This window comes from Lactobacillus sp. WILCCON 0059, from assembly GCF_057197985.1.
In genome coordinates, this window is sequence record NZ_JBUBHN010000001.1 from 2,066,235 (window position 1) to 2,089,102 (window position 22,868).

Genomic DNA, 22,868 nt, shown 5'->3' on the forward strand with positions numbered 1-22,868 from the left:
ACTCCTTTGTTTCTTGTTTTAATAACCCGCGCCAGTATTTTGGCCTGGCCCATTTGAGCCGCCCTGCGTGCCAGCGCCGACATTGTAATTGCTGCCAGCATTTGTGCCTGGACCAGCATTGTTGCCAGGGGCGGAGCCGGTTGTGCCGGCTGAGCTGCTTGAAGTGGTCGTGCTGCTTGAGCTGGTTGAAGTGTCGATTGAATCAGTCTTCACCTGCTTAGTCTTTAGGCCTAGGGCCTTTCTGATCAAGTTACTGATTCTCTGCCGCTCTGAAACAGAAATCTTCTGGTAAGAAACGCCATCCTGCATGTAGCCCGTCCCGTGGGTGTAGTCGGTCTTCAAGTTCTTCGTGGCGGAAACATAGTTTTTGGCCAAAGCGGTCATATCGCTGAAGGTCAAGTCAGTCTGCACCTGCTTGGACAATGATGAGATAAAGCTGGAGTTCAGCAAGGTCGTCGCGCTTTCCGCCTTCTTCAAAAGGGCAGACAAAACTTGCCGCTGCCGCTTTTGCCGACCGTAGTCACCTTGCGGGTCGTCATAGCGCATACGTGAGTATGCCAAAGCCTTGGCCCCGTTCATGTGGGTCGTTTTGCCCTTGGTAAAGGTGTAGCCTTCATAGCTGAAAGACAGCACCGGAGCAATATCGATCCCGCCGACCTTGTTGACAATGGTCTTAAGCCCGCCCATATTGATCAGAACGTAGGCATTGATTGGAATATTGTAGTACTTCTTCAAGACCTTGGCCAATTCCTTGGCATTGCCGTAAGCATAGGCCGCATTCAACTTGGAAGGCGACTTGTCCGGATAGTCAGGCAGATTGACCTGTTGGTCTCTTTCAAAGCTGACCAAAGTCGTCTTCTTGGTCTTGGGGTTGATGACCGCGACCATGATGGAGTCAGTCCGCCCCTTGTAGGTTCTGCCCAAGGCCCCGGTGTCTGTCCCCATCAAGAGGATCGCGATCGGCTTGGAGCTGCTGATAACGGAATTCTTGCTCCCATTTTCAGCACTGCTGATCCCGCCGGACTTGTAAGCTGAATCTGCCGCGTTCTTCACCGTATGGTACTCGTAGTAGGCAAAACAACCGATCCCTACCAGGAGAACGCCCAGAACGCTCCAGAAGATGCGCTTGATTTTGCCATTCTTCTTTCGCTTGCCGACTCTGGTATTTATATCCTTGTCATTTTTCAATATTTTCACCAGTATCCTATTCTTTTGAGATAAAAATCATTATCTTCATTATAGTTAAACTTGAATCAAATGGATGCTGACGACAATTTTTTTATCTTTTTTGAAGAGTATTTTCACATCTTGGTCAAAGAACGAAGTGTGGTCTTGATGTGTTTCTTCCTATTCTTTCTCTATCCAATCATGTTAGAATGTCAAAGTTGTTTGTTCTAACACTAAAGTGATTTTGTAAAGAAGAGGAATTTCCCGTGAAGAAAGCAATGCAAAAATTAACGGCCCTCCTGCTGGCCTCAGCCAGCTTCCTTGTGGCCAGCCCCGCAAAAGCCAGCAGCCTGGCTGGGCAAAACTACCGGGGCAAGAAAGTCATCACCGTCAACCGGAACCGGCCAACTTTTTCCAAAAAGGCCCTGTCGACCAAAAAAGGCGCCTGGCAAAGCTACCACAACTTGGACTCTTTAAACCGGGCCGGGGAAGCCGATGCCCTGCTGAACAAGCGGCTCATGCCGACCAAGGCCAGAGAACCCCTTTACTGGAACCCAACCGCCTGGCACAACAAGAAGATCGCCGGCGGCTGGCTCTATAACCGCAGCCACTTGATCGGCTACCAGCTGACCGGGCAAAACAACAACCCCAAGAACCTGATCACCGGCACCCGGCAATTAAACGACCCGGGCATGCTCAAGTATGAAAACCGGGTGGCCAGCTACCTTAAATCCTCTAGCCGCCACTACATCCGTTACCGGGTCAAGCCGATCTTCCGCGGCCGGGAGCTCCTGGCCCGCGGGGTTGAAATGGAAGCCCAGTCCACTGGCTCTAACGCTGTCCGCTTCCACATCTACATCTTCAACGTCCAGGACGGCGTCAAGCTCAACTATTCAAATGGTACCAGCGTGGTTACCGGCGCGGCGAAAAAGACAACTGCTAAAAAGACGGTTGTCAAAAAATCCACTTCTTCCAAAAAGAAGATCAAAACTTCTACTACTGGCCGGATCGTCGGCAACCGCCGGTCCAAGATCTACCACGTTCCAGGCCAGGCTGGCTACCACATGAATTCAGCCAACGCGGTCTATTTCCGCACCGAAACAGAAGCCAAAAGGGCCGGCTACCGGCGGGCACTTCGCTAAGGCATATTTCTTGAATTTTTGCAAGGGCCTGTGTAATATTGGCAATAGGAAAAGGCAAGAGAGATGAACCTACCTTTTCCTGTGAAGGTTTTATATCATACTCTTTTCTTATTGCATTTTTACACACATACTCTTTTATCTTATTTGTACACTTTTGGTACAACATGTTGGCATATTAGGCGATTCATTTCTAACATTTCTAACATCTTTCGCATTTTTACCGATTCCTTTCTATTCATAAATGCATCGAAGCGCCATATGCCACCCCTTTTACACATCTATTCAAAGAGGAGTCCCAACTAAGTTGGGGCCCCTCTTTTTTATTCAGTTTTCTTCTTGCCAGACTGCTTTTCAGCCTTCTTAGCCGTCTTCTTTTTCTTCTTTTCCGTCTTCTTAACCGGCAGCGGACTCTCTTCCAGCTTGTTCAAGCTGATCTGGCGGAGCAATTTCTTGAAGTGGGCCTGGGCGCCGATTTTTTCCACCTGTCCCCGGTTCCCCTTGAACCAATAGACGCCGCTGGCATCTTGAAACAGGCAGACCAAGTCAGAGCCGGCAGATGCACCAGTCAAAGTCCCCTCAGTTTCGCCCACCGCCACCTTCTTCCGGTAAAAATAGCTGGGCTTAGCTCCGCCAACTGGGAAATAGCTGGGCAAGCTGCTTAAAGTAACCCGGCCGCTGGCCGCTAGCGCCAAAACCAACAGGTCACTCACTGCCTGCCCGGTCTGATTGTCGATTTCCAGCTGGAGCTGGCTGCCTTTTTCTGCCGTCTCCCAGACATTTAATCCCGCCGCCGCGCTGGCTGCTGGCAGGTCCTGGTTGGCCTCTTTTAGTGCCCCGTTCTCCTTGGCCAGGCTGGAATTCTTCTTTTTCAAACTGGAATTATCGCTCTCCAATTTGTCCAGCCGCTTTTTAAGACTTGATGCCTCACTGCTCTTAGTCCGGCTGGCCTGGTAGAGCTGGCCGGCCAGCTTGCTGTTTCTCTGGGTCTGCTTGGCAGCTTGCGCGCTCAGCCAGACGCTGGCCCCCATGGCGGCAAAGCCCACGACCAGGGCTAAGACTGTCAGCCAGGTCAGCCAATTTTTCTCCTTCATCGTTCTATCCCCCTTATTTTTCGAATATCACCCTTTCATTATACTACCTTTTCATGAAAAGGCTTACGCTTTGCAGGGGCAAAAGAAAAAGGCGGGGACTTCCCGCCTTACTGAGCATCGCGCTCGGCGATATCGCAGCGCATCAGCTTCTCAATAATGTCAATGTATTCCCGCGGCACTTGCCGGCCTTGATAAGTGAGGCGCACATCCCGGTCGGTCAAGTCGACCACCTTACGATCAATCAGCCCTTCCTGCTCCAGTACTTCCACCGGCAGACCGGCCAAAATACTGCTTCTGGACACGCCAAAAACATTCGCTATCTTCTCAACAGCCTTCATCCGCGGTACCTTGCGGCCAACCTCCCAGTTGGAAACCGTCTGCTTGCTTACTCCCAAGGCCACGGCCAGCTCCCGCTGGCTCATTCCCCGCTGGCGGCGCAGGTCTCTCAAATACTTGCCAATCGTGTTCTTATCCATCCAAAGTCACCACCTGTCATAAGCATAGCATAAGTTATGACAAAATGAAATGTTTATGAGAGCGATTTACCTTTTTTTAGAAAAGAAAAAATAAAAAGAAGTCTGCTTGGCGCAAACTTCTTCATAAATCTCTTTACTTGGTCATTTCTGACTTCTTTTCCCGCATCATCAAGGCGTCAACGGTTTCCCGGGCGTCGGCACCGTGGTTGACTACGGCATCAACGGCAAAGACGATTGGCATTTCCACGTCGTACTTCTCAGCCAGTTCCAAGGCAGCTGGAATGGCATTGATCCCTTCAACGACCATGCCGACTTCCTTCTTGGCTTCTTCAGCGCTCTTGCCCTTGCCGATCAAGTAGCCGGCATTGTTGTTCCGGCTTTCCTTGCTGGTGGCGGTAACGATCAAGTCACCCATGCCGGCCAGACCGTCAAAGGAGTCTTCCTTGCCGCCCATCTTGAGGCCCAGGCGCTTGATTTCCGCCATCCCGCGGATGATCAAAGCGGCCCGCATGTTGTCCCCGTAGCCAAGTCCCGAGCAGATCCCGCTGGCCAAAGCAATCACGTTCTTCAAGGCCCCGCAGAGCTCAACGCCCAGGCGGTCAGAGTTGGTGTAAACCCGCATGTTCTTGTTCATGAAGACGTCCTGGACCTTTTCGGCCACGTCTTGGTCTTCACAGGCGGAGACGATGGTGGTTGGCAGGTCCTTTGCCACTTCTTCAGCGTGGGTCGGGCCAGACAGGGCAACGTAGTGGACATTGCCATGCTTGCCATCCTTGTTTACTTCGTCAGCGATGACTTCAGTCAAAGTCAAGAGAGTGTCCGGTTCGATCCCCTTAGCCACGTCAACGATGATCTGCCCATCTGGAATAAACGGGGCAGCAGTCTTGGCAGTTGAGCGGACGAAGACTGATGGTACGGCGAAAAGGATGATGTCCTTGTCTTGGCAGGCTTCTGCGATTTCCTTGGTAAATTTAATTTCGTCAGGAATAACCATACCTGGCAGGTTCTTCTGGCGACGAGTTCTTGAGAGTTCGTCGACTTCTTGCGGCAGGGCTGACCAGACGGTCACTTCATGACCAGAGTTGCTGAGCATCCGGGCCAGTGCCATGCCCCAAGTACCTGCTCCCAAAACACCGATTTTTGCCATATTATTACCTCACTTAGTTTGTTGATTCCTATTCGCGGCAGACAATCGGCCGCCGCTGATCTAACCTATTATAGCACTCAGCCGGCAACTTTCTCTTTACCCCCGGCCTAATTATTAAAAAATTAGCCTCTACCAACGCAAAAAAGACGTTTCCCAATTGAAACGCCCATTAGAGAATAGCCATATTAAAAAGTGTAAACAAAAACAGCTATGAATTTATCTCCAAGTGAAAAACTCAAGAGTTTATTAAAAGCAACCGCTTACTCTTGCATAGCCTATTGTATGATGTAAAATAGTCTTTGACAAGAGTTTTCGTGAATTTAAACATTTTTTATGCACCTTTTTTCAAAAGGCGAACAACTTTTTCCTAATTGCTTTCTCAGTTTTATAATATTTTAACAATTTGTAATAACACTCTCCGCTATAGTATACTGAACAATAGGATTATTCGTTAGCAATTTGAACAAATCCACAGCCAGTGACATTATAACTAAACCAAAAATATATTATAGTAAAAGCAAGGTGCAATTCAGCAATGTTTAAACAGCTTAGGAAAGCAAATCAAAACGACTACTTGCTCATCGCGGCCACTTTGATTTTGCTGGCCGTCTTCAATCTCAGCTTGCTCAGCTACGTCCAGGAGCAGCAGAAAGCTGCCGAGCGCGACCAGGCCCAGGCCCTGGCGGCCGGTTTCTCCCGGACCTTGAAGGGTGAGATCAAGAATGCCTTGACCCTGTCAACAACTCTAAAGGAACTGGTTTTAGCCAGCAATGGCAAAGTCCAGAATTTCTCCACCGTGGCCAAGGACCTTTTAGAAGAAAATGAAGCAGCCAGCAACCTACAGCTGGCGCCTAAGGGAAAAGTCACCGAGATCTATCCTTTAAAAGGAAACGAAGCAGGCAAGATCAACCTTTTAACCGACCCGATCCGCGGCCCTCTTTGCCGCTACGGGATTGCCCACCAGGTCACCGTGACCCAGGGGCCGATCTCCCTTAAACAGGGCGGGAAAGGCGTGGTCATGCGGACGCCGATTTTTATCAAGAAAAACGGCAAAAAGCAGTTCTGGGGCTTTGCCATCGTAGTGATGAAGATTCCTCAGACCTTCTCCTCCACCGCAGCCAACCTTAAATCAGCCGGCTACAGCTATGAATTGGAAAAGCAAGTTTCTCCCTTAAATACCAGCTACAAGCAGGTCATGCAGCAAGGCAATCTCCACGAGCCGATCAGCTACAGCTTCACCACTGCCGACAACAGCCACTGGCTCTTGAGAATCGCTCCGGCAACTGGCTGGCGCTACACTAAGTGGAACTGGTTCATGGGCTACCTCATACTCATCGACTTTGCCATCGCGGGTCTCATGCTCTGGGTGATCAACCGGCGGATCAGCGGGCGGATCCTGGAAAGAGAAGCCACGCTAGATCCTTTGACTCAAGCCTACAACCGACAGGGCTTTGACTGGAAGCTGTCGAGCCTGTCTGCTAAAAAGCAGCCAGAGACCACGGTGATCATGCTGGACATTGACGATTTCAAGTCAATCAACGATGTCTTTGGCCACCAAACCGGGGACGCGGTTTTAGTCCAGCTGACCAAGAATTTGAAAAAGTGCTTTGGGCCCAATGCCATCATTGGCAGAAACGGCGGGGATGAATTCGTCGTGGCACTTCCTGGCAAGATGTGTGACAACCAGGAAGCTATCAAGGGCCTGTCTGTTTTAAAGCAGGAAGTAGAAAGCAACGGGGAGGAAATTCCTTTCTCCGTCTCCATCGGCTACAGCGAGTTCCCAGGCCAGGCCAAGGACTATGAAGAGGCCTTGAAGTTCGCCGACGCTGCCTTATACGAAGTAAAAATTGCCGGCAAGAACAATTTTGCCAGCTACAAGTCCAGCCTGTCGGAGAAGAAGCACCGCAACCAGTTGGGCCTGGGTCTGAGAGCCTTGGCGGCCGGCGACCCGACTCCCCTTTTGGTCATGCAGATGGATACCAAAGAGGTCATCTACGTCAACAAGAGTCTGCTGGAATTGTTTGGCTGCGAACTGTCGGCTGACTTTTATGACTACTATGGCCAGTCCCTGCTCAACTTGGTTTCACCAAGCGACAGAGACAGGATCAAGGAGGAGTTTACCGACTTTGTTGAATCGGCAGCTGATGAAGAGCGTTTTAGGGACGACTGCCAGATTTTGACGGCGGACGCCCGGACCCTGCGCGTCTTCTGCGACATGAAGTATTCTGTCAACCAGCGCTATGGCGCCTTGGTTTATATCAGTTTTATCCTTAATTAACGGAGGCAGAAAAAATGGCTGAAGAACAAGAAAACAAGCTGAACATTCCCAATCTGCAAATTTTGGGTCAAGACGACAGTCCCCTTTTTCAAGGAGCAGGCAGCGATGCCAAGAAGGTTGTCTATCCCAAGCAGTTTGCCAACCACCCGGGCTTTAAGCAGGTCTTTCAGCCGGGTAAATTGACTTTCGGCTTAATGGCGCCTTTTAAGGGCTACCCGGACAGCCAGATTCCAGATGTCAGCGACCTTTTTGACTGCGCCAAGGCAGCGGAAAAAGCCGGCTTTGACGCCTTGTGGATCAGAGACGTTCCTTTTTATGACCCATACTTTGGCGACGTTGGCCAGGGACTTGATCCATTCACGACTCTGGGGGCTCTGGCCATGACCACGGACAAGATCGTATTGGGGTCTGCCGGCTTTATTTTGCCTGAGCGGAATCCGATTCACGTGGCCCAGGCGGCCGTGTCAATCGACCGGCTCAGTGACCACCGTTTCTTGTTGGGTTTAGTCAGCGGGGACCGGAAAAATGAATTTAAAGCTTTTGGCCGGGACTGGAACGAGCGCAGCGAGATCTTCAGAGAAGGCTGGGATTTGGCCAAAAAGTCCCTGACTCACCCCAACCGCCTGCACTTCAGTGGCAACTACTACAGTAAGCTGACCGGGTCTTTGAGCGTCGTGCCCCAGCTTGAAGAGGGCTACCAGATGCCAATGGTCGCGATCGGCCGCTGCCGGCAGGAATTATCCTGGCTGGCCAATGAGCCAGACGTCTGGATCTGGCATGGGGTTGGCGAAGATGAGACGGCATCGGTGGTTAAGAAGCTGAACGACTTGAATGAGGACGGCAACTGGCATCCCTTCGGCTACCAGAACTTCGTTGAACTTTTGGATGACCCGGATGCCCCATGCCAGCTCTTCAACAAGATCTACCTGCGCGGGGGAGCAAAGAGCCTGGGACAGTTCTGGCGCAAGCAGCGCGAGGAAGGCTTAAACCACGTGATCATCAACTTCAAGCCAACCAAGCGGCCAATTGCTGATTGCCTGGCTGATATGGAAAAGTACGTTTTCCCGGAAGTAAATAAGGACTAAAAAAAGGCTCTGCCATCGTGATTGATGACAGAGCCTTTAGTTTTGCTCAAATTAATTACTTAGCTGAGCTAGTTGAAGATGCTGAAGTTGACTTTGCGCTAGTCTTCTTAGCGGCCTTCTTGGTTGACTTCTTAGCAGTCTTAGCGGCCTTCTTAGTGTCCTTTGCAGCCTTCTTAGTTGACTTCTTGGTAGTCTTAGCGGCCTTCTTAGTGTCCTTAGCTGCCTTCTTGGTAGTCTTCTTAGCAGTCTTAGCTGCCTTCTTGGTAGTCTTCTTAGCTACCTTCTTTGCAGCCTTCTTGGTGGTCTTCTTAGTTGACTTCTTAGCTGCCTTCTTGGCGGCCTTCTTAGTTGACTTCTTAGCGGCCTTCTTGGCGGCCTTCTTAGTTGACTTCTTTGCTGCCTTCTTGCTTGATGATGAAGCTTCTGATGAGCTTGAAGCCTTTGATGATTCAGATGAGCTGGTCTTCTTTGATGAAGTTGATGAGCTTACTGAGCTGGTCTTCTTTGATGAAGATTCAGCAGCAGTCTTGTTGCTCTTAACTTCAGTCTTGTTTTCAGTTGCGGCCAGAACTGGGCTTACGCCAGTAGCAAGCAGTGCAGCGGCAACAGTAGCTTTACCAAGGTTCTTCATTAAACGGTTGTTCTTCATAATACGGTTCCTTTCCCTATATCGAGATCAAAATTATTTTTATTGCTTGCCCTTAATTATACTCAATTATTGAAGGATGTTAAGCTAAAAAATGAAGAAAATGAAGAAAATTAGAATTAAACTTTTATCCTAGGAATAGATAAAATTATCCAGCTTATTTTCTAGTCATGCACGTTTTTAACCTGCTTTTTCCACCTATGAACATTGTATGATTCATTTCTATATGTCTACACAAAAAATAAAAGTTATATTTTGCCTAAAAAGTATAAGAAAGTATAAACAAAAACAGCCCTGCTGCTCGGCAACAGGACTGCTAAAAAACTTATTCTCTTTATCTGCTCCGCCGGAGCAAGGCGATCAGCCAGACTACGACCAAAAGACCGAGCAAGGCCATAGCGCCGTAATAGATCAGCTTCTTCGGGGAAATGAAGAAGCCTAACTTGCCCTTCTTATCCTCCGGCAGGTTCTTTACTCTGCCCCCTCTGACCAAGAGCCGCTCGGTGTTGATCCCGTAAGGCGTGCAAGTGAGCAGGGTGCAGTAGTCCTTGCCTTTGACGATCTGCAAATACTTGACGTTGTTAGGCTTAACGACATGGATGGCGTCAACCTTGTAGGTGATCTTTTTGCCTAAAGTGGTGACCGTAAAGTAGTCCCCCTTCTTCATGGCATCCAGGTCAGTGAACAAGGTCGCGCTCGGCAGACCCCGGTGGCCCACCAGTACCGAGTGGGTCGACTTGCCCCCGATCGGCAGGCTGGTCCCCTTCAAGTGACCGATCCCGTCACCCAAGACGCTGTTTGCTGTCCCGTGGTAGATCGGCAGATGGACTCTGATTTTAGGAATGTCAACGATAGCCATCACGTCCGTGTCCGCTACTTTAAGCTGACTTGAGTAGCCCGGGACCAGGTTTGGGTGATAAAAAGTTTCTGGATCTTTGGCCAAGGCCTCGTTATAGGCTCTAGCCTTTTTAAAAAGCTGCTGGCGCTGCTTTTTGGTCGCCTTTCTTACGGAACCGGCGTAGCTGTTGACCGCATTGCCGCTGTTTTGCGTATTTACATAGTCACTTATGACCGGATACAGAAGGATGATGAAGCCGGCCAGGATCACCAAGAGCCGGATGATCAGTGATTTTTTCGACATTTTTTCAGTCACTTTCTATTCTTTCTGTACAATATTCTACTACATGCCGCTGGCCAGCAATTACATTGCGGCGATAAAAATACTTGTCAATTCTGCCCTAAAGATGATTCGGGGGTTCTAAATTGAAAATTGTCGCTTTTTTATGCTAGTATACGTCTAGAACATAGTGAGGTAAAAATAATGATCGATCCACGACTACTTGAAGAATTAGTTGCCTTTGCCGAAAGCGGGACCCTCAGCGGGGCAGCTGAAGAGCTGCACTTGACCCAGCCGACGGTGACGCGGGGGATGCAGAAGCTGGAACAAGAGATGGACGTCGCCCTTTTCAACCGATCCGGCAACAACAAAATCACTCTGAACACCACTGGCCAACTCGCCGCTAAAGAAGCCGCCCGTTTGCTCGCCATGGAGAGCAGCATGCTGGAAAAAGTCCAGAACTTCGCTAAAGGCCAAACCCGTTTCCTAGTCGGTTCAGACGCCCCTGGCCCCTTGCTGCTCAGTGAGCGGATCGAAAACAAGCTACCGGTCAAAGTTGAGCTGGACCAGAAGCTGCTTGAAGAAAACGAGCTTCTGCCGGCAGTTGAAAGCTACCGCTACCAGATGGTTTTCAGCAGCCGTGAATACCAGACCGACCTTTGTGAGTCCCGCTATATCGGTTATGAGCAGCTTTTTCTCATGTGCGACAAGGACAGCGACTTAGCCAAGAAGGGCTCAGTTACCTTCCAGGAGCTTGCCGGGGTCAGCTTTATCGTCTTGCAGGATATCGGCCCTTGGAAGCAGATCAAGGAAAAGGCCATCCCTCATCCTCACTTCATCTACCAGGATGATGTGGATTCCCTCACCGAATTAACCAAATACTCCCAGCTGCCCGTCTTCCGGTCCAACCTGTCCAACCCTGACTCCCCAGAACTTGGCAACCGGGTTCCGGTCAGAATTGCTGACCCGAAGAACCGGCTTGACTTCTACGCCGTCTACCGCAAGGACCAAAAGAAGATGGTCACCCCTCTCTTGGACCTTTTAAGCAAAAACTGGCCAGAAGATTTTCCATATTAATTTATAAGCAGCAAGCATTTTTCCTTTTTTTAGAGGTAAAATTAAGTAAACTACGAAAGAGGAGGAGACTGACATGCAATTTACCAAGCAATTTGAAGGCACTTTTGCCCAAGTCAAGGAGCAAATCGACAAGTTTGTTGCTGAAGGCGGCCACATCGACGCGGTCATCACTGACCACACCGGCGAAAAGGTTACCGAAGACCACACCTTTGGCTACAAGATGCGGGTCATCGCTATCTGCAGCGAAGAAGAAAGCTAAATAAGCGCAAAAGGCGCCATCCCCAAATCGAGGGATGACGTCTTTTTTCTCTGCAAATTATTCAACGCTTGGCAGCTTAACGTCCACGCCGTGCTTGTCAGTGACTACCGTCATGACCGTTGGGTCGTAGCCGGCTTCCTTGATGCCGTCCAGGTCAAACTCGATCAGAGTCTGCCCGGCCTTAACCAGGTCACCTTGTGCAACCTTGACGTTAAAGCCCTTGCCCTTAAGCATAACCGTGTCGATCCCGATGTGGATCAGCACTTCCGCGCCGGCCGTAGTCTTCAAGCCAATCGCGTGGCCAGTTTCAAACAAGGCTGCTACTTCACCGTCAACCGGAGCCTTAACCACGCCCTCAGTTGGCACTACCGCGAAGCCTTCGCCCATGGCACCAGTTGAAAAAACTGGGTCGTTAACGCTTGACAAGGCAATCACCTTACCAGCTACCGGAGCAGTCAAAGTTTCGCTCTTTGGCTTAGCTTCACTGCCTGGCCGCTGCTTCTTTTCAACTTTCTTGCCGGCAACCATTTCATCATTGTAGCCCCAAACCCAGGCCACGATGAAGGAAATTACCAAAGCTGCCGCGCTGGACAGAAGGAAGGCATAAAAACTGGTCAAGTCGCTTGGATTCTTCGGGTTGAAGAAGGATGAGAAACCGATCAAAGAACCAGTAAAGCCGTACATGGTCCCGTGCATCAAGCCAGTAATCAAACCACCGACTGCTGACCCGATCAAACCTGAGATGAAGACCTTCTTAAAGCGGAGGTTGATCCCGTAGATAGCTGGTTCCGTAACCCCGCAGAAGGCTGAAACAGCCGCGGAGATACCCAAAGTCTTGGTCCCCTTCTTCTTGGTCTTCAAGGCTACAGCCAAAACTGCTGCACCTTGGGAAACCATGGTAGTAGAAATAATTGCGTTCAGTGAGCTCTGGCCACTTTGGGCAATCTGCTGGGCAACCAGCGGTACAACACCCCAGTGCAGACCGAAGATAACCAGAACTTGGTAGAAGGCACCGATCAAGAGGCCGCCGATCCAACCAGATGCTGAAACAACCCAGTTGATCAAGTCCGCGATCCCGTTGGCTACGCCTTGAATCACCGGACCGGTAACCATCAAGGTCACTGCTGAAACCAGCAAGATGGTGATCAATGGCGTGAAGATCATCTGCAGGTAGTCCGGCAGGTGGTCCTTCAGCCAGTCTTCCAGTTTCTTGGCCAGCCAAGCGGCCAGGATCATTGGGAAGATTGAGTAAGTGTAGTTCAAGAATTGGAAGTTGAAGCCACCAATACTGAACATGGTCTTGTACTGTCCGCCCCAGGTAACCAGTTGCGGGTAAGTCAGGACCCCGCCGATTACCGCGGCCACGATCGGGTCGCCGTTCAACTTTTTAGCAGCGGCGAAGCCAACCAGGATTGGCAGGAAGTAGAAGGCTGAGTCCGCCATGGCACTAACCGTGATGTAAGCCGTGCTCTTCACGTTCAAAAGTGCCCCTAATTGCGGCAAAGTCAACAGGGCCAGGATCCCCTTGATGATACCGGAAGCAGCGATAACGCCAACCACCGGGCTCATGGAGCCAGTGATGAAGCCGATCAAGTTGCCAAAAGCTCTGGAAACCGGGTTCTTGCCGTCATCTTCCTTAGTTTCGGCTGCTTCGCCGCTTTCCGGCAGGCCGCCCAGTTCCGCCATCACGGCGTCGTAGACCTGGGTAACCGCGTTGCCGATAACCACTTGGTACTGGCCGGAAGCGTGCATTACGTCGATAACGCCGTCAGTTTCCTTTAATACTTCATCGTTGGCCTTGCTTTCATCCTTGAGGTAGAAACGCAGGCGCGTGATGCAGTGGATCAAGCTGTTGATGTTCTCCTTGCCGCCTACATTGGCGATGATCGTCTTCGCCAGGCCGCTGTAATCTTTCTTTGCCATATTCATTCTCCAAAAACTTAGCGGGTAACCGCTTTCTCTTAACTGTCTCCATCTTACACTTGTGCATACAAGTTGTCAACAACTTTTCTAAAATCTTTTTCCATCAGCATTGTTTCCGGTTTCTGTTTCTAATTTATCTTGTCCATACATGTTGAAAAAATCTGCCTGCCCGGCTATAATGGAGGCATAAAAGAATTTGGAGGCAACTGACATGACTGCCAAGCAAGACATGATTACCCAAGACCTGGCCGGCAAGATCCGGCACGGGATCTACCCGCCCAAGAGCTTTTTGCCCAGCGAAAACGAACTGGCCAACCTCTACGGGGCATCCCGGAACACGGTCAGAAAATCCCTGGAAGACTTAACCAGCCTGGGATTAATCCAGAAGATCAAGGGCAAGGGCTCGATCGTCCTCGACTTTTCCCGCTTGAGCTTTCCGATTTCCAGGATCACGACTTTTAACGAGCTGAACCAATCCCTGGGGCTAAAAGCTGAGACCAAGCTTTTGGAAATCAAGGAAGTAAAAGAAGTTCCCGACGACTTCAGCTGCGACAACACGGAGCCTTTTATCAAGGTCAAGCGGCTCAGAATCATTGACGGTGAGCCGGACGTTTTGGACGTGGACTACATCTCCACCAAATACGTCAAGGAAATCAGCCCATCCGTGGCGGAACATTCCTTATATGACTACTTTGAAAACGACCTGGGGCTCAAGATTTCCTACGCGGTTAAAGACGTCAGCGTGCAGACCGTGAGTGAGGAATTAGCCAAGATGCTGGAGCTGGACTCCGACCGAAAAGCCGTTTTAGTTAAGAGCATGGTCTACTTAGAGGACACCTCCCTCTTCCAGCTGACCGCCTCTTACCACAATCCCAATCGTTTCAGATTTATTGACTTTGCTCGCCGCAGCAAAATATAGGAGAAAAATATGCAAAATTTAGGTCAAAAAGTCATCTACCAGATCTACCCAAAGTCCTTCTACGACGCTAACGGCGACGGAATCGGGGATCTTCGGGGCATTATCGAGAAGATCGACTACATCAAGAAGCTGAATGTGGACATGATCTGGTTCAACCCCTTCTATGTTTCCCCGCAAAACGACAATGGCTATGACATCGCCAACTATAGGGAGATCGATCCCCTTTTTGGCACCATGGCTGACTTTGAAGAGCTGCAGGCCAAACTGGCGGACATCGGCGTGGGCGTCATGCTGGACATGGTTTTAAACCACTGCTCAACTGAACATGAATGGTTCAAGAAGGCTTTAGCCGGGGATGAAAAATACCAGAAGTTCTTCTACCTGCGGCCTGGCAAGCCTGACGGTAGCCTGCCAAACAACTGGCAATCCAAGTTTGGCGGCCCGGCCTGGTCCAAGTTCGGCGACACTGACCTCTACTACCTCCACCTCTATGACCCAACCCAGGCAGATCTGGACTGGCACAACCCGGAAGTCAGAAAGGAACTGGAAGACGTGGTCAACTTCTGGCGGGGCAAGGGCGTCCGGGGCTTCCGCTTCGACGTCATCAACGTGACGGGCAAGAGTGAGGACCTGGTTGACTCCACAGACCCAACTGAAGAAAAGACCCTCTACACCGACACGCCGGTGGTTCACGACTACTTGAAGGAACTGAACCGGACGACTTTTGGCCAAGATGAGGACTCAATCACTGTTGGGGAAATGTCTTCAACCACCATCCCTAATAGTGTCCGCTACACCAATCCTAAGGAAAAGGAACTGTCCATGGTCTTCACCTTCCACCACTTGAAGGTCGACTATAAGAACGGGGAAAAGTGGACCAAGATGCCTTTTGACTTCATGAAGCTGAAGGGCCTGCTCAGCTCCTGGCAGACAGGGATGACGGAAGGCGGCGGCTGGAACGCGGTCTTCTGGAACAACCACGACCAGCCTTGGGCCTTGAACCGCTTTGGCGACCCGGTCCACTACCGGGAAAAATCAGCGGAAATGCTGGCGGCGACGACTCACTTTTTGCGGGGGACGCCATTCATCTACCAAGGTGAAGAACTGGGGATGGTTGACCCGGACTACCAGTCAATGGACGAGTACGTGGACGTGGAATGCAAGAACGCCTACCAAGAATTGCTGGACAAGGGCATGAGCGAAGATGAGGCTTTTGCAATCATCAAGGCCAAGTCCAGAGACAACTCCCGGGTGCCGATGCACTGGGACGCCAGCAAGTACGCCGGTTTCAGCCAGGTTAAGCCATGGCTTATGCCGACCCACCAAGACGAAATCAATGTCGAAAAGGAACTGGCTGAGGGAGAAGTTTTTGCCTTTTACCAGAAGCTGATTGCATTGAGAAAGCAGGAGGACGTGATTTCCGCCGGCGGCTTCCGGGAAATTCTGCCGGATGACCAGCAAGTTTTTGCTTACGTCAGAGAACTGGACGGAGATAAGTTAGTCGTCTTCAACAACTTCTACGGAAAAGAAACCATTGTGTCCGTGCCAAGCGACCTGCGGGAGAGCGGGCAGGTTCTTTTGGACAACTATCAAAGAGAGCTCAGCCAGCTGCCAGCTGAATTGAGCCTGCGGCCATACGAAACTTTAGCCTTTAAAATTCAATAAAAATGAAAATGCCTTGCAAGATTTAGACAAAAGTCTGATGCTTACAAGGCATTTTTTGTAATATTCATCGCTTTTTCGTATTTGATCGTCCATTATAGCGAATTTTTGCTAAAATTATTTATAAGGACTTACTTTAATATTGTTCGTTTAGATTATAAGTAGAGGAAGTCCTTTTCTTATAGCCAATTGAGTGTAATTTTCTAAGCATGTATCGTTTTTCAATGATACATAAAAATTTTTACATAAATATATAGTTGTTTTAGTATAAAATCATAGAGGACTGATAATCATGAGCCATAAACACGATCCCTACTTCAACGCCAAATTAAATGGGAAAGAAAAGTTTGGCTTTCGTAAATTATCGCTTGGCCTGGCGGCAGTTGCGTTAGGAACCAGCTTTTTCGTAAGTAACGGGCAACTGGTGCACGCGGCTGACGATCAAGCGACTGAAACTGTCGTGCAGCAAAGCAGCAGTGCGAGTGACACCGGCGCGGCAGATACAAGCTCTAGTACTGCAGCTGCAGAGAATACTAGCAGTGAGACTGCTACTGCTGCCGCGGAAGAGGCTACAAATGAAGAGAGTACTAGTAACGAATCTACCGTCACAGACACGGCAACTGCAGAAAATACAAGCAGCGAATCTACTAGGGAAGAGACTGCTACTGCTGCTGAGCAAAAGCAAGCAGATGTAACAAGCAGTCAAACTGCTTCAGCAGAAACAGCAGACAAGGAGACTGCTGAACCAGCAAAAGAAAGCGCGGCAGCCGCTGAAAGCAGCATCCCGGAAAACGAGGTAAGCACTTCCCAAAATAACACTGAAGCCCAGGAAAGTAAGCAAAGCAATGTCAACTACGATATTACTGTCTACGACAGCGCGGAAAATGCCAAAGGCGCTAATCCTGCTGGCAAAATCGAAAGTTCCCCGGACAAGCCTGAGAATTTGACGCCAGGCAATCAAAACATCTATCTGCGCTTCAACATTTCTGGCTTAGCGGAGAATACCACCCCGCTTACGATTTCTTTTGACAACGCGGGCGGCTTAAGAAACAGCAGCAAGGATTTTGTCATTTCCTATAACGCGGGCACTACCACCCTGCTTGAACAGAGCAAGCCGGTTTGGAACTTAATTAATAACGGTGACGGCACCCTCACTTTAAGCCGGGCTGAAAACACCAACGCTACTAGCGCGGATTTTTACATTCCTGTCCAAGCCAACCGGGCAATCAATCCCAGCTTAAGTGACGAAGGAAAAGACAGCAGTTTAACGCCGGTGATTACTACTAGCGACGGCACAGCAGTTTCTTCAACAACTAGCGGCCCGGTTCTGTACGCCAAGATTACGCCGGCCAAGGATTTTGTCCAAAGCGATGAGATCCTCTACGGTTTTTCCATGGAAGAAAGATCTCTGACCGATGAAATGAGATATAATCCCGGCGCGAGCGATGGCGACTCCACTGATATTTCGCTTGAGCATGAATTGGACTTGCTGAAGGCCAACAGCGACGGCGATGTGAAGCAGTTTATCGACAGCGCGGTTGCCAACAACACTGTCTACCAGTGGGGATACTACTTCAACTACCCTAAGACCAGTTTGGAAAACGCGGACTTCAGATCATATTTTGACAAGATGCAGATCCCGCTTTACTCGACGCTTAAAGTTTTTGCAGTGCCTGACGATTTAGTCAGCTACACTAATAGCGCGGGGCAAACCGTCAGAATTGGCGAAGACCAGAAGTTAAGCGAGCTTCCGGAAGATATTCAAGCTCATTATATCGATGGAAAAAATATTACCGGGGACACGACCGTCTACAGTATCATCACTTCTACGCCAACTGTCACGGACCTGCAAGACTATTTAAGAGACTTGATTAAAAAGCAAACCAGAACAACAAGCAATGGCTATGATTCAAGCATCCCTACTGAGGAGAATGGTTTTACTTACGACCAGACTGATTTGACCCAGTACGCGGGCAAGGCTTACTTTTTCCAACTAGATACCCTGCCTTCTGCCGGGAGCGGAACTAGCATGCACTTTGAGGACGGCCGCGCCGGGACGTATAACGTTCCGCTAAACAGAAACGGGGATGCTGGCGGCTTCGGCAGCGGCAGCACGATCACGACCAGAGAAAGCAAGACGATCACTGAGCAGATCAAGTACGTCGATGAAGACAAGATTGGGGCAGATTCTACTGCTGAGGAAATTTTTGCCGTGGCTTTTGGCAACAATGGTGATCAATACTCGATCAGCAGCGACTATAAGTCTGGCATGGTTACCTTGACTAGAGATGTGATCACTGAGGAAGCGACCGGTGTAAAAAGCTATGGTGACTGGACTATTTCCAGCGGCTTTAGCGCGGTAAGCAACCCAGCTATCGATAACTATAAGATCGATGCAAGCAAGATCTACGAGCAGTTCATGGGCGTGGCCAGCGCTTTAGCGTCAACTAGTGCGGACAGCGTCGGCAGTGTTTCGACTGATGCAATCCTTAAGGAAGCCGATGCCATCACTGATGGTTCTGTTCTGCAAGTTGTTGTTCCATATAAGCAGAACATCTCAATTTCTCAAGAAACTAAAACTCTCAGTGAACAGATCAAGTACGTCGATGAGGACAAGATCGGGGCCGATTCTTCTGCTGTGGAAATCTTTAATGCGGCTTTTGGCAACAATGGTGACCAGTACTCTATCAGCGGCGACTACAAGTCTAGTGCTGTCACTTTGACTAGAGACGTTTATACTAATGACGTCACTGGTAAAAAGACTTACGGCGACTGGACGGTTTCCGGCGGCTTTAGCGCGGTAAGCAACCCGGACGTTGCAAACTATAAGATCGATTCAAGCAAAATCTACGAACAATTCATTGGCGCAGCCAGCGCTTTAGCATCAATCAGTGCGGAAACTGTTGGCAGTGTTTCGGCTAATGCAATCCTTAAGGAAGCCGATGCCATCACTGACGGTGCTATCCTGCAAGTTGTTGTTCCATATAAGCAGAACATCTCAATTTCTCAAGAAACTAAAACTCTCAGCGAGCAAATCAAATACGTTGATGAGGACAAGATCGGGGCAGATTCTTCTGCTGTGGAAATCTTTAATGCGGCTTTTGATGAAGGTGGTGACCAGTACTCTATCAGCGGTGATTACAAGTCTGGCATGGTTACCTTAACTAGAGACGTTTACACTAATGACGTCACTGGCGAAAAGACTTACGGCGACTGGACGGTTTCCGGCGGCTTTAGTGCGGTAAACAACCCAGCTATCGATAACTATAAGATCGATGCAAGCAAGATTTACGAGCAGTTCATGGGCGCAGTCAGCGCTTTAGCATCAACCAGTGCGGAAACTGTTGGTAGCGTTCAAGCTGAGGCACTCCTTAAGGAAGCAGACACCATCACTGACGGTGCTATCTTGCAAGTTGTCATTCCATATAAGCAGAACATCTCGGTTTCCCAGGAAACTAAGACTCTCACTGAGCAGATCAAGTACGTTGATGAAGACAAGATCGGGACTGATCCTTCCGCTGTGGAAATCTTTAATGCTGCCTTTGGCAAGGACGGTGACCAGTACTCTATCAGCGGTGACTACAAGTCTGGCATGGTTACCTTAACTAGAGACGTTTACACTAATGACGTCACTGGCGAAAAGACTTACGGCGACTGGACGGTTTCCGGCGGCTTTAGCGCGGTAAGCAACCCGGACGTTGCAAACTATAAGATCGATTCAAGCAAAATCTACGAGCAGTTCATGGATGCAGCCAGCGCTTTAGCGTCAACTAGTGCGGACAGCGTCGGCAGTGTTTCGACTGATGCAATCCTTAAGGAAGCCGATGCCATCACTGATGGTTCTGTTCTGCAAGTTGTTGTTCCATATAAGCAAAACATCTCAGTCTCACAGGAAACTAAGACTCTCACTGAGCAGATCAAGTACGTCGATGAGGACAAGATCGGGACTGATCCTTCCGCTGTGGAAATCTTTAATGCTGCCTTTGGCAAGGACGGTGACCAGTACTCTATCAGTGGTGACTACAAGTCTGGCATGGTTACCTTAACTAGAGACGTTTACACTAATGACGTCACTGGCGAAAAGACTTACGGCGACTGGACGGTTTCCGGCGGCTTTAGCGCGGTAAGCAACCCGGACGTTGCAAACTATAAGATCGATTCAAGCAAAATCTACGAGCAGTTCATGGATGCAGCCAGCGCTTTAGCGTCAACTAGTGCGGACAGCGTCGGCAGTGTTTCGACTGATGCAATCCTTAAGGAAGCCGATGCCATCACCGATGGTGCTATCTTGCAAGTTGTTGTTCCTTATAAGCAGAACATCTCTGTCTCACAAGAAACTAAAATTCTTAGCGAGCAAATTAAATACGTTGATGAGGACAAGATCGGGGCCGATTCTACTGCTGTGGAAATCTTTAATGCGGCCTTTGATGAAGGTGGTGACCGGTACTCGATCAGCGGTGATTACAAGTCTAGTGCTATCACTTTAACTAGAGACGTTTACACTAACGACGTCACTGGCGAAAAGACTTACGGCGACTGGACGGTTTCCGGCGGCTTTAGCGCGGTAAGCAACCCAGCTATCGATAACTATAAGATCGATGCAAGCAAGATTTACGAACAGTTCATGGGCGCAGTCAGCGCTTTAGCATCAACCAGTGCGGAAACTGTTGGTAGCGTTCAAGCTGAGGCACTCCTTAAGGAAGCAGACACCACCACCGATGGTGCTATCTTGCAAGTTGTCATTCCTTACACAGCAGTACCAACTACGCCAGATAAGCCGACTACACCAACTACTCCAGACGTGCCTACTACGCCAACCACGCCGGACGTACCAACTACGCCAACTACACCAGACGTACCGACTACACCTACTCAACCGGATGTGCCTACTACGCCGACTACACCAGACGTGCCTACTACACCTACTACGCCGGATGTGCCGACCACTCCAACTACGCCAGATAAGCCGACTACACCTACTCAACCGGATGTGCCGACTACACCAACTACGCCAGATGTACCGACTACGCCGGTAGTACCGAATGAGCCTACCACTCCAACGGTACCTTCGAAGCCAACCACACCTAACGAACCTACCACTCCAACGGTGCCTTCGAAGCCAACCACACCTAACGAGCCTACCACTCCAACGGTGCCTTCAAAGCCAACTACACCTAACGAGCCTACTACTCCAACGGTGCCTTCGAAGCCGGCTACTCCTAACGTGCCTGCTACCCGGCAGCTTAGTCATGGTGGTACGCCAAGTAAACATAAACATGTCACTACTAGCAAGAGTAATGAAACTACTTTGCCACAAACTGGTGAAAAGAAGTCTAACTACAATCTTGCAGCAATGATTCTGACTTTGCTTAGTACTCTTCTTTTTGCATTCACTGGCAAAAAACGCAAGAACGATTAGTTAGGTTAAAATTATCGAGATAAAAAATCGCAGTACCGATAATGGTGTGATGTGACCCCCAAAATTGGGACAATTTAGTATTACGCCGTTAAGGTTGTTAAAACATGATTCCGATATTCAATCGGGGTCATGTTTTTTCGTCCTGTCTTGATTCTTACGTTGTTGTAGTAATCGATGTATTTGTGAATAGCTTGTTCAAGCTCATTTAAGTCCTTGTATTTATGTTCTTGGCCGTAGAACATCTCCCGCTTAAGAATGCCGAAGAAGCCCTCCATTAAGCCGTCATCAAGAGAATTACCCAACCTGGACATACTCTGATCGATCCCTCTGTTAGCCAGAGCGGCTTGATATGCTTGGTGCTGATATTGCCAGCCACGGTCTGAGTGGAAAATAAGCCCGTTAAGAGCCGGGTGCTTCTCAAATGCGTCATCTAGCATAGTCATCACTTGCTTAAGGTCTGGGTGCCTAGAAATGTTGTAGGAGATGATTTCTTGGGTACAACCATCGATAATTGGAGAAAGGTAGAGCTTTTGATCTTTAAGATGGAATTCAGTCACGTCGGTAAACCAATGTCTGTCTGGAATAATTGCGTAAAAATTGCGCTTGATTAAGTCTGGCTTGATCTTGCCTTGAACGCCGTAATAGCTGCTGTATTTACGTTTCTTGCGGATTGCGATGGCGAATAAGCCCATCTTTTGCATGAGCCTCTGCACCTTCTTATGGTTGATTTCATAGCCTTCCCGGCGAAGCTGTCCGTAGATTCGCCGGTACCCATAGCGTCGGCTGTGTTCAAGAAAGATCTCTTTGATTCTATCCATCAGCTTCTGGTTACCAGAATCCTTATCAGGCTTATGGATTTGGTAGTAGTAGTTACTTCTTGAGATATGAGGCAATCCAGGGTTGGCATTGATAACGTCGATAATGTACTTAACGCTAAGCCGCAATTCTTGCCTTAATTCAGTGATTGCACGAGCTAATTTTTCTTTTCTTGGCTCTTCCGTTCTTGAATTAAGGCCTCCAATTTTTTTATGTATGCAAGCTCGACTGTAAGCCTCTTTACCTGCTCTTCCAGCTCTTTGATCCGTTGTTTGTCCTTGCTTTTGGGCATTCTTGGGTGGTCTACCTTTCTTCTTGGTAATGACAGTATACCCGTTTTCTTTGAAAGAGCGAAGCCAATTTGCAAGAATTCCTGTATTTGTAAGCCCTAAGTCTAAGGAAACCTGCCTAAGAGCTTCACCACCTAGCAGAACTCTATCAATGGCAGCAAGCTTGAAATCAGCAGTATATTTCTGTTGTGGGCGATCCAAAATGTCTTCGCCATGCTTTTGGATCAAGTCTACCAAATATTGGATTCCTCCGCGCTCCATCCCATATTTTCGGCTGAGGTAGGTGCCTCTTCTATGATCGTCTACCCATTCGTGGTAAATAGCGAGTTTGATTTCTTTAGTGTATTTAGTCAT

Annotated in this window: 16 protein-coding genes; 8 read left to right on the forward strand and 8 right to left on the reverse strand. The window is 49.2% G+C overall.

The features are described 5' to 3' along the window. Positions 1 to 18: 18 nt before the first annotated feature. On the reverse strand, positions 19 to 1,197 hold the full coding sequence (locus tag ACYVUT_RS09720; protein WP_484501957.1) for an LCP family protein: 1,179 nt from the start codon (positions 1,195 to 1,197) through the stop codon (positions 19 to 21). A 236-nt stretch (positions 1,198 to 1,433) separates the two neighbouring features. On the opposite strand from ACYVUT_RS09720, the gene ACYVUT_RS09725 reads away from it, so the two are divergent. Next, positions 1,434 to 2,309, forward strand: coding sequence for a DNA/RNA non-specific endonuclease (locus ACYVUT_RS09725; RefSeq protein WP_484501958.1), 876 nt, complete (start codon positions 1,434 to 1,436; stop codon positions 2,307 to 2,309). Positions 2,310 to 2,629: 320 nt separating this feature from the next. On the opposite strand, the gene ACYVUT_RS09730 is transcribed toward ACYVUT_RS09725, so the two are convergent. The 3 genes from ACYVUT_RS09730 to ACYVUT_RS09740 all read right to left on the reverse strand — a co-directional run bounded on the left by ACYVUT_RS09730 (position 2,630) and on the right by ACYVUT_RS09740 (position 5,023). Next, complete coding sequence (locus ACYVUT_RS09730) at positions 2,630 to 3,400, reverse strand: hypothetical protein (RefSeq protein ID WP_484501959.1); 771 nt, start codon at positions 3,398 to 3,400, stop codon at positions 2,630 to 2,632. Positions 3,401 to 3,507: 107 nt separating this feature from the next. Beyond that, the gene (locus ACYVUT_RS09735) at positions 3,508 to 3,876 is read right to left on the reverse strand and encodes a helix-turn-helix domain-containing protein (protein ID WP_439774734.1); all 369 of its coding nucleotides are present in this window, start codon (positions 3,874 to 3,876) and stop codon (positions 3,508 to 3,510) included. Positions 3,877 to 4,009: 133 nt separating this feature from the next. Next, positions 4,010 to 5,023 carry an NAD(P)H-dependent glycerol-3-phosphate dehydrogenase gene (locus ACYVUT_RS09740; protein ID WP_439774735.1) on the reverse strand — a complete coding sequence of 338 codons (1,014 nt, stop codon included), beginning with the start codon at positions 5,021 to 5,023 and terminating at the stop codon, positions 4,010 to 4,012. Between the two features lie 535 nt (positions 5,024 to 5,558). Between ACYVUT_RS09740 and ACYVUT_RS09745 the strand changes: the two genes are divergently transcribed. Both ACYVUT_RS09745 and ACYVUT_RS09750 read left to right on the forward strand, forming a co-directional pair. After that, entirely contained in the window at positions 5,559 to 7,301 is a 1,743-nt protein-coding gene (locus ACYVUT_RS09745; protein WP_484501960.1) for a diguanylate cyclase domain-containing protein, read from the forward strand. A gap of 14 nt (positions 7,302 to 7,315) precedes the next feature. Continuing rightward, positions 7,316 to 8,386, forward strand: a complete 1,071-nt coding sequence (locus ACYVUT_RS09750) for an LLM class flavin-dependent oxidoreductase (protein ID WP_439774737.1) — start codon at positions 7,316 to 7,318, stop codon at positions 8,384 to 8,386. Positions 8,387 to 8,441: 55 nt separating this feature from the next. Here the strand turns inward: ACYVUT_RS09750 and ACYVUT_RS09755 are convergent, their stop codons facing one another. Next, the gene (locus ACYVUT_RS09755) at positions 8,442 to 9,035 is read right to left on the reverse strand and encodes a hypothetical protein (RefSeq protein ID WP_484501961.1); all 594 of its coding nucleotides are present in this window, start codon (positions 9,033 to 9,035) and stop codon (positions 8,442 to 8,444) included. A 331-nt stretch (positions 9,036 to 9,366) separates the two neighbouring features. Then, on the reverse strand, positions 9,367 to 10,173 hold the full coding sequence (locus ACYVUT_RS09760; RefSeq protein WP_484501962.1) for a class C sortase: 807 nt from the start codon (positions 10,171 to 10,173) through the stop codon (positions 9,367 to 9,369). A gap of 180 nt (positions 10,174 to 10,353) precedes the next feature. Here ACYVUT_RS09760 and ACYVUT_RS09765 point away from each other — a divergent pair, with 180 nt between their 5' ends. Next, positions 10,354 to 11,226 carry a LysR family transcriptional regulator gene (locus ACYVUT_RS09765; RefSeq protein ID WP_484501963.1) on the forward strand — a complete coding sequence of 291 codons (873 nt, stop codon included), beginning with the start codon at positions 10,354 to 10,356 and terminating at the stop codon, positions 11,224 to 11,226. 73 nt (positions 11,227 to 11,299) lie between these two features. Continuing rightward, complete coding sequence (locus ACYVUT_RS09770) at positions 11,300 to 11,485, forward strand: hypothetical protein (protein WP_002879841.1); 186 nt, start codon at positions 11,300 to 11,302, stop codon at positions 11,483 to 11,485. Positions 11,486 to 11,542: 57 nt separating this feature from the next. Here the strand turns inward: ACYVUT_RS09770 and ACYVUT_RS09775 are convergent, their stop codons facing one another. Continuing rightward, a complete protein-coding gene (locus tag ACYVUT_RS09775; RefSeq protein ID WP_484501964.1) occupies positions 11,543 to 13,408 on the reverse strand; it encodes a beta-glucoside-specific PTS transporter subunit IIABC in 1,866 nt (621 codons plus the stop codon). A gap of 211 nt (positions 13,409 to 13,619) precedes the next feature. Between ACYVUT_RS09775 and treR the strand changes: the two genes are divergently transcribed. From treR to ACYVUT_RS09790, 3 genes are all read left to right on the forward strand, one after another. Further along, positions 13,620 to 14,327 carry a trehalose operon repressor gene (gene treR, locus ACYVUT_RS09780; protein ID WP_484501965.1) on the forward strand — a complete coding sequence of 236 codons (708 nt, stop codon included), beginning with the start codon at positions 13,620 to 13,622 and terminating at the stop codon, positions 14,325 to 14,327. Positions 14,328 to 14,336: 9 nt separating this feature from the next. Next, a complete protein-coding gene (gene treC, locus ACYVUT_RS09785) occupies positions 14,337 to 15,992 on the forward strand; it encodes an alpha,alpha-phosphotrehalase (RefSeq protein WP_484501966.1) in 1,656 nt (551 codons plus the stop codon). Positions 15,993 to 16,281: 289 nt separating this feature from the next. Then, complete coding sequence (locus ACYVUT_RS09790; RefSeq protein WP_484501967.1) at positions 16,282 to 21,408, forward strand: mucin-binding protein; 5,127 nt, start codon at positions 16,282 to 16,284, stop codon at positions 21,406 to 21,408. A gap of 80 nt (positions 21,409 to 21,488) precedes the next feature. Here ACYVUT_RS09790 and ACYVUT_RS09795 read toward each other — a convergent pair whose 3' ends face one another. Then, positions 21,489 to 22,868, reverse strand: a complete 1,380-nt coding sequence (locus ACYVUT_RS09795) for an IS3 family transposase (protein WP_484499678.1) — start codon at positions 22,866 to 22,868, stop codon at positions 21,489 to 21,491.

Bases quoted from the DNA above. Each gene is read 5' to 3' on its own strand.
- ACYVUT_RS09765 (WP_484501963.1), top strand. From the start codon at position 10,354: ATGATCGATCCACGACTACTTGAAGAATTAGTTGCCTTTGCCGAAAGC.
- treR (WP_484501965.1), top strand. From the start codon at position 13,620: ATGACTGCCAAGCAAGACATGATTACCCAAGACCTGGCCGGCAAGATC.
- ACYVUT_RS09770 (WP_002879841.1), top strand. From the start codon at position 11,300: ATGCAATTTACCAAGCAATTTGAAGGCACTTTTGCCCAAGTCAAGGAG.
- treC (WP_484501966.1), top strand. From the start codon at position 14,337: ATGCAAAATTTAGGTCAAAAAGTCATCTACCAGATCTACCCAAAGTCC.
- ACYVUT_RS09760 (WP_484501962.1), bottom strand. From the start codon at position 10,173: ATGTCGAAAAAATCACTGATCATCCGGCTCTTGGTGATCCTGGCCGGC.
- ACYVUT_RS09750 (WP_439774737.1), top strand. From the start codon at position 7,316: ATGGCTGAAGAACAAGAAAACAAGCTGAACATTCCCAATCTGCAAATT.
- ACYVUT_RS09755 (WP_484501961.1), bottom strand. From the start codon at position 9,035: ATGAAGAACAACCGTTTAATGAAGAACCTTGGTAAAGCTACTGTTGCC.
- ACYVUT_RS09775 (WP_484501964.1), bottom strand. From the start codon at position 13,408: ATGGCAAAGAAAGATTACAGCGGCCTGGCGAAGACGATCATCGCCAAT.
- ACYVUT_RS09790 (WP_484501967.1), top strand. From the start codon at position 16,282: ATGAGCCATAAACACGATCCCTACTTCAACGCCAAATTAAATGGGAAA.
- ACYVUT_RS09795 (WP_484499678.1), bottom strand. From the start codon at position 22,868: ATGACTAAATACACTAAAGAAATCAAACTCGCTATTTACCACGAATGG.
- ACYVUT_RS09735 (WP_439774734.1), bottom strand. From the start codon at position 3,876: ATGGATAAGAACACGATTGGCAAGTATTTGAGAGACCTGCGCCGCCAG.
- ACYVUT_RS09740 (WP_439774735.1), bottom strand. From the start codon at position 5,023: ATGGCAAAAATCGGTGTTTTGGGAGCAGGTACTTGGGGCATGGCACTG.
- ACYVUT_RS09730 (WP_484501959.1), bottom strand. From the start codon at position 3,400: ATGAAGGAGAAAAATTGGCTGACCTGGCTGACAGTCTTAGCCCTGGTC.
- ACYVUT_RS09745 (WP_484501960.1), top strand. From the start codon at position 5,559: ATGTTTAAACAGCTTAGGAAAGCAAATCAAAACGACTACTTGCTCATC.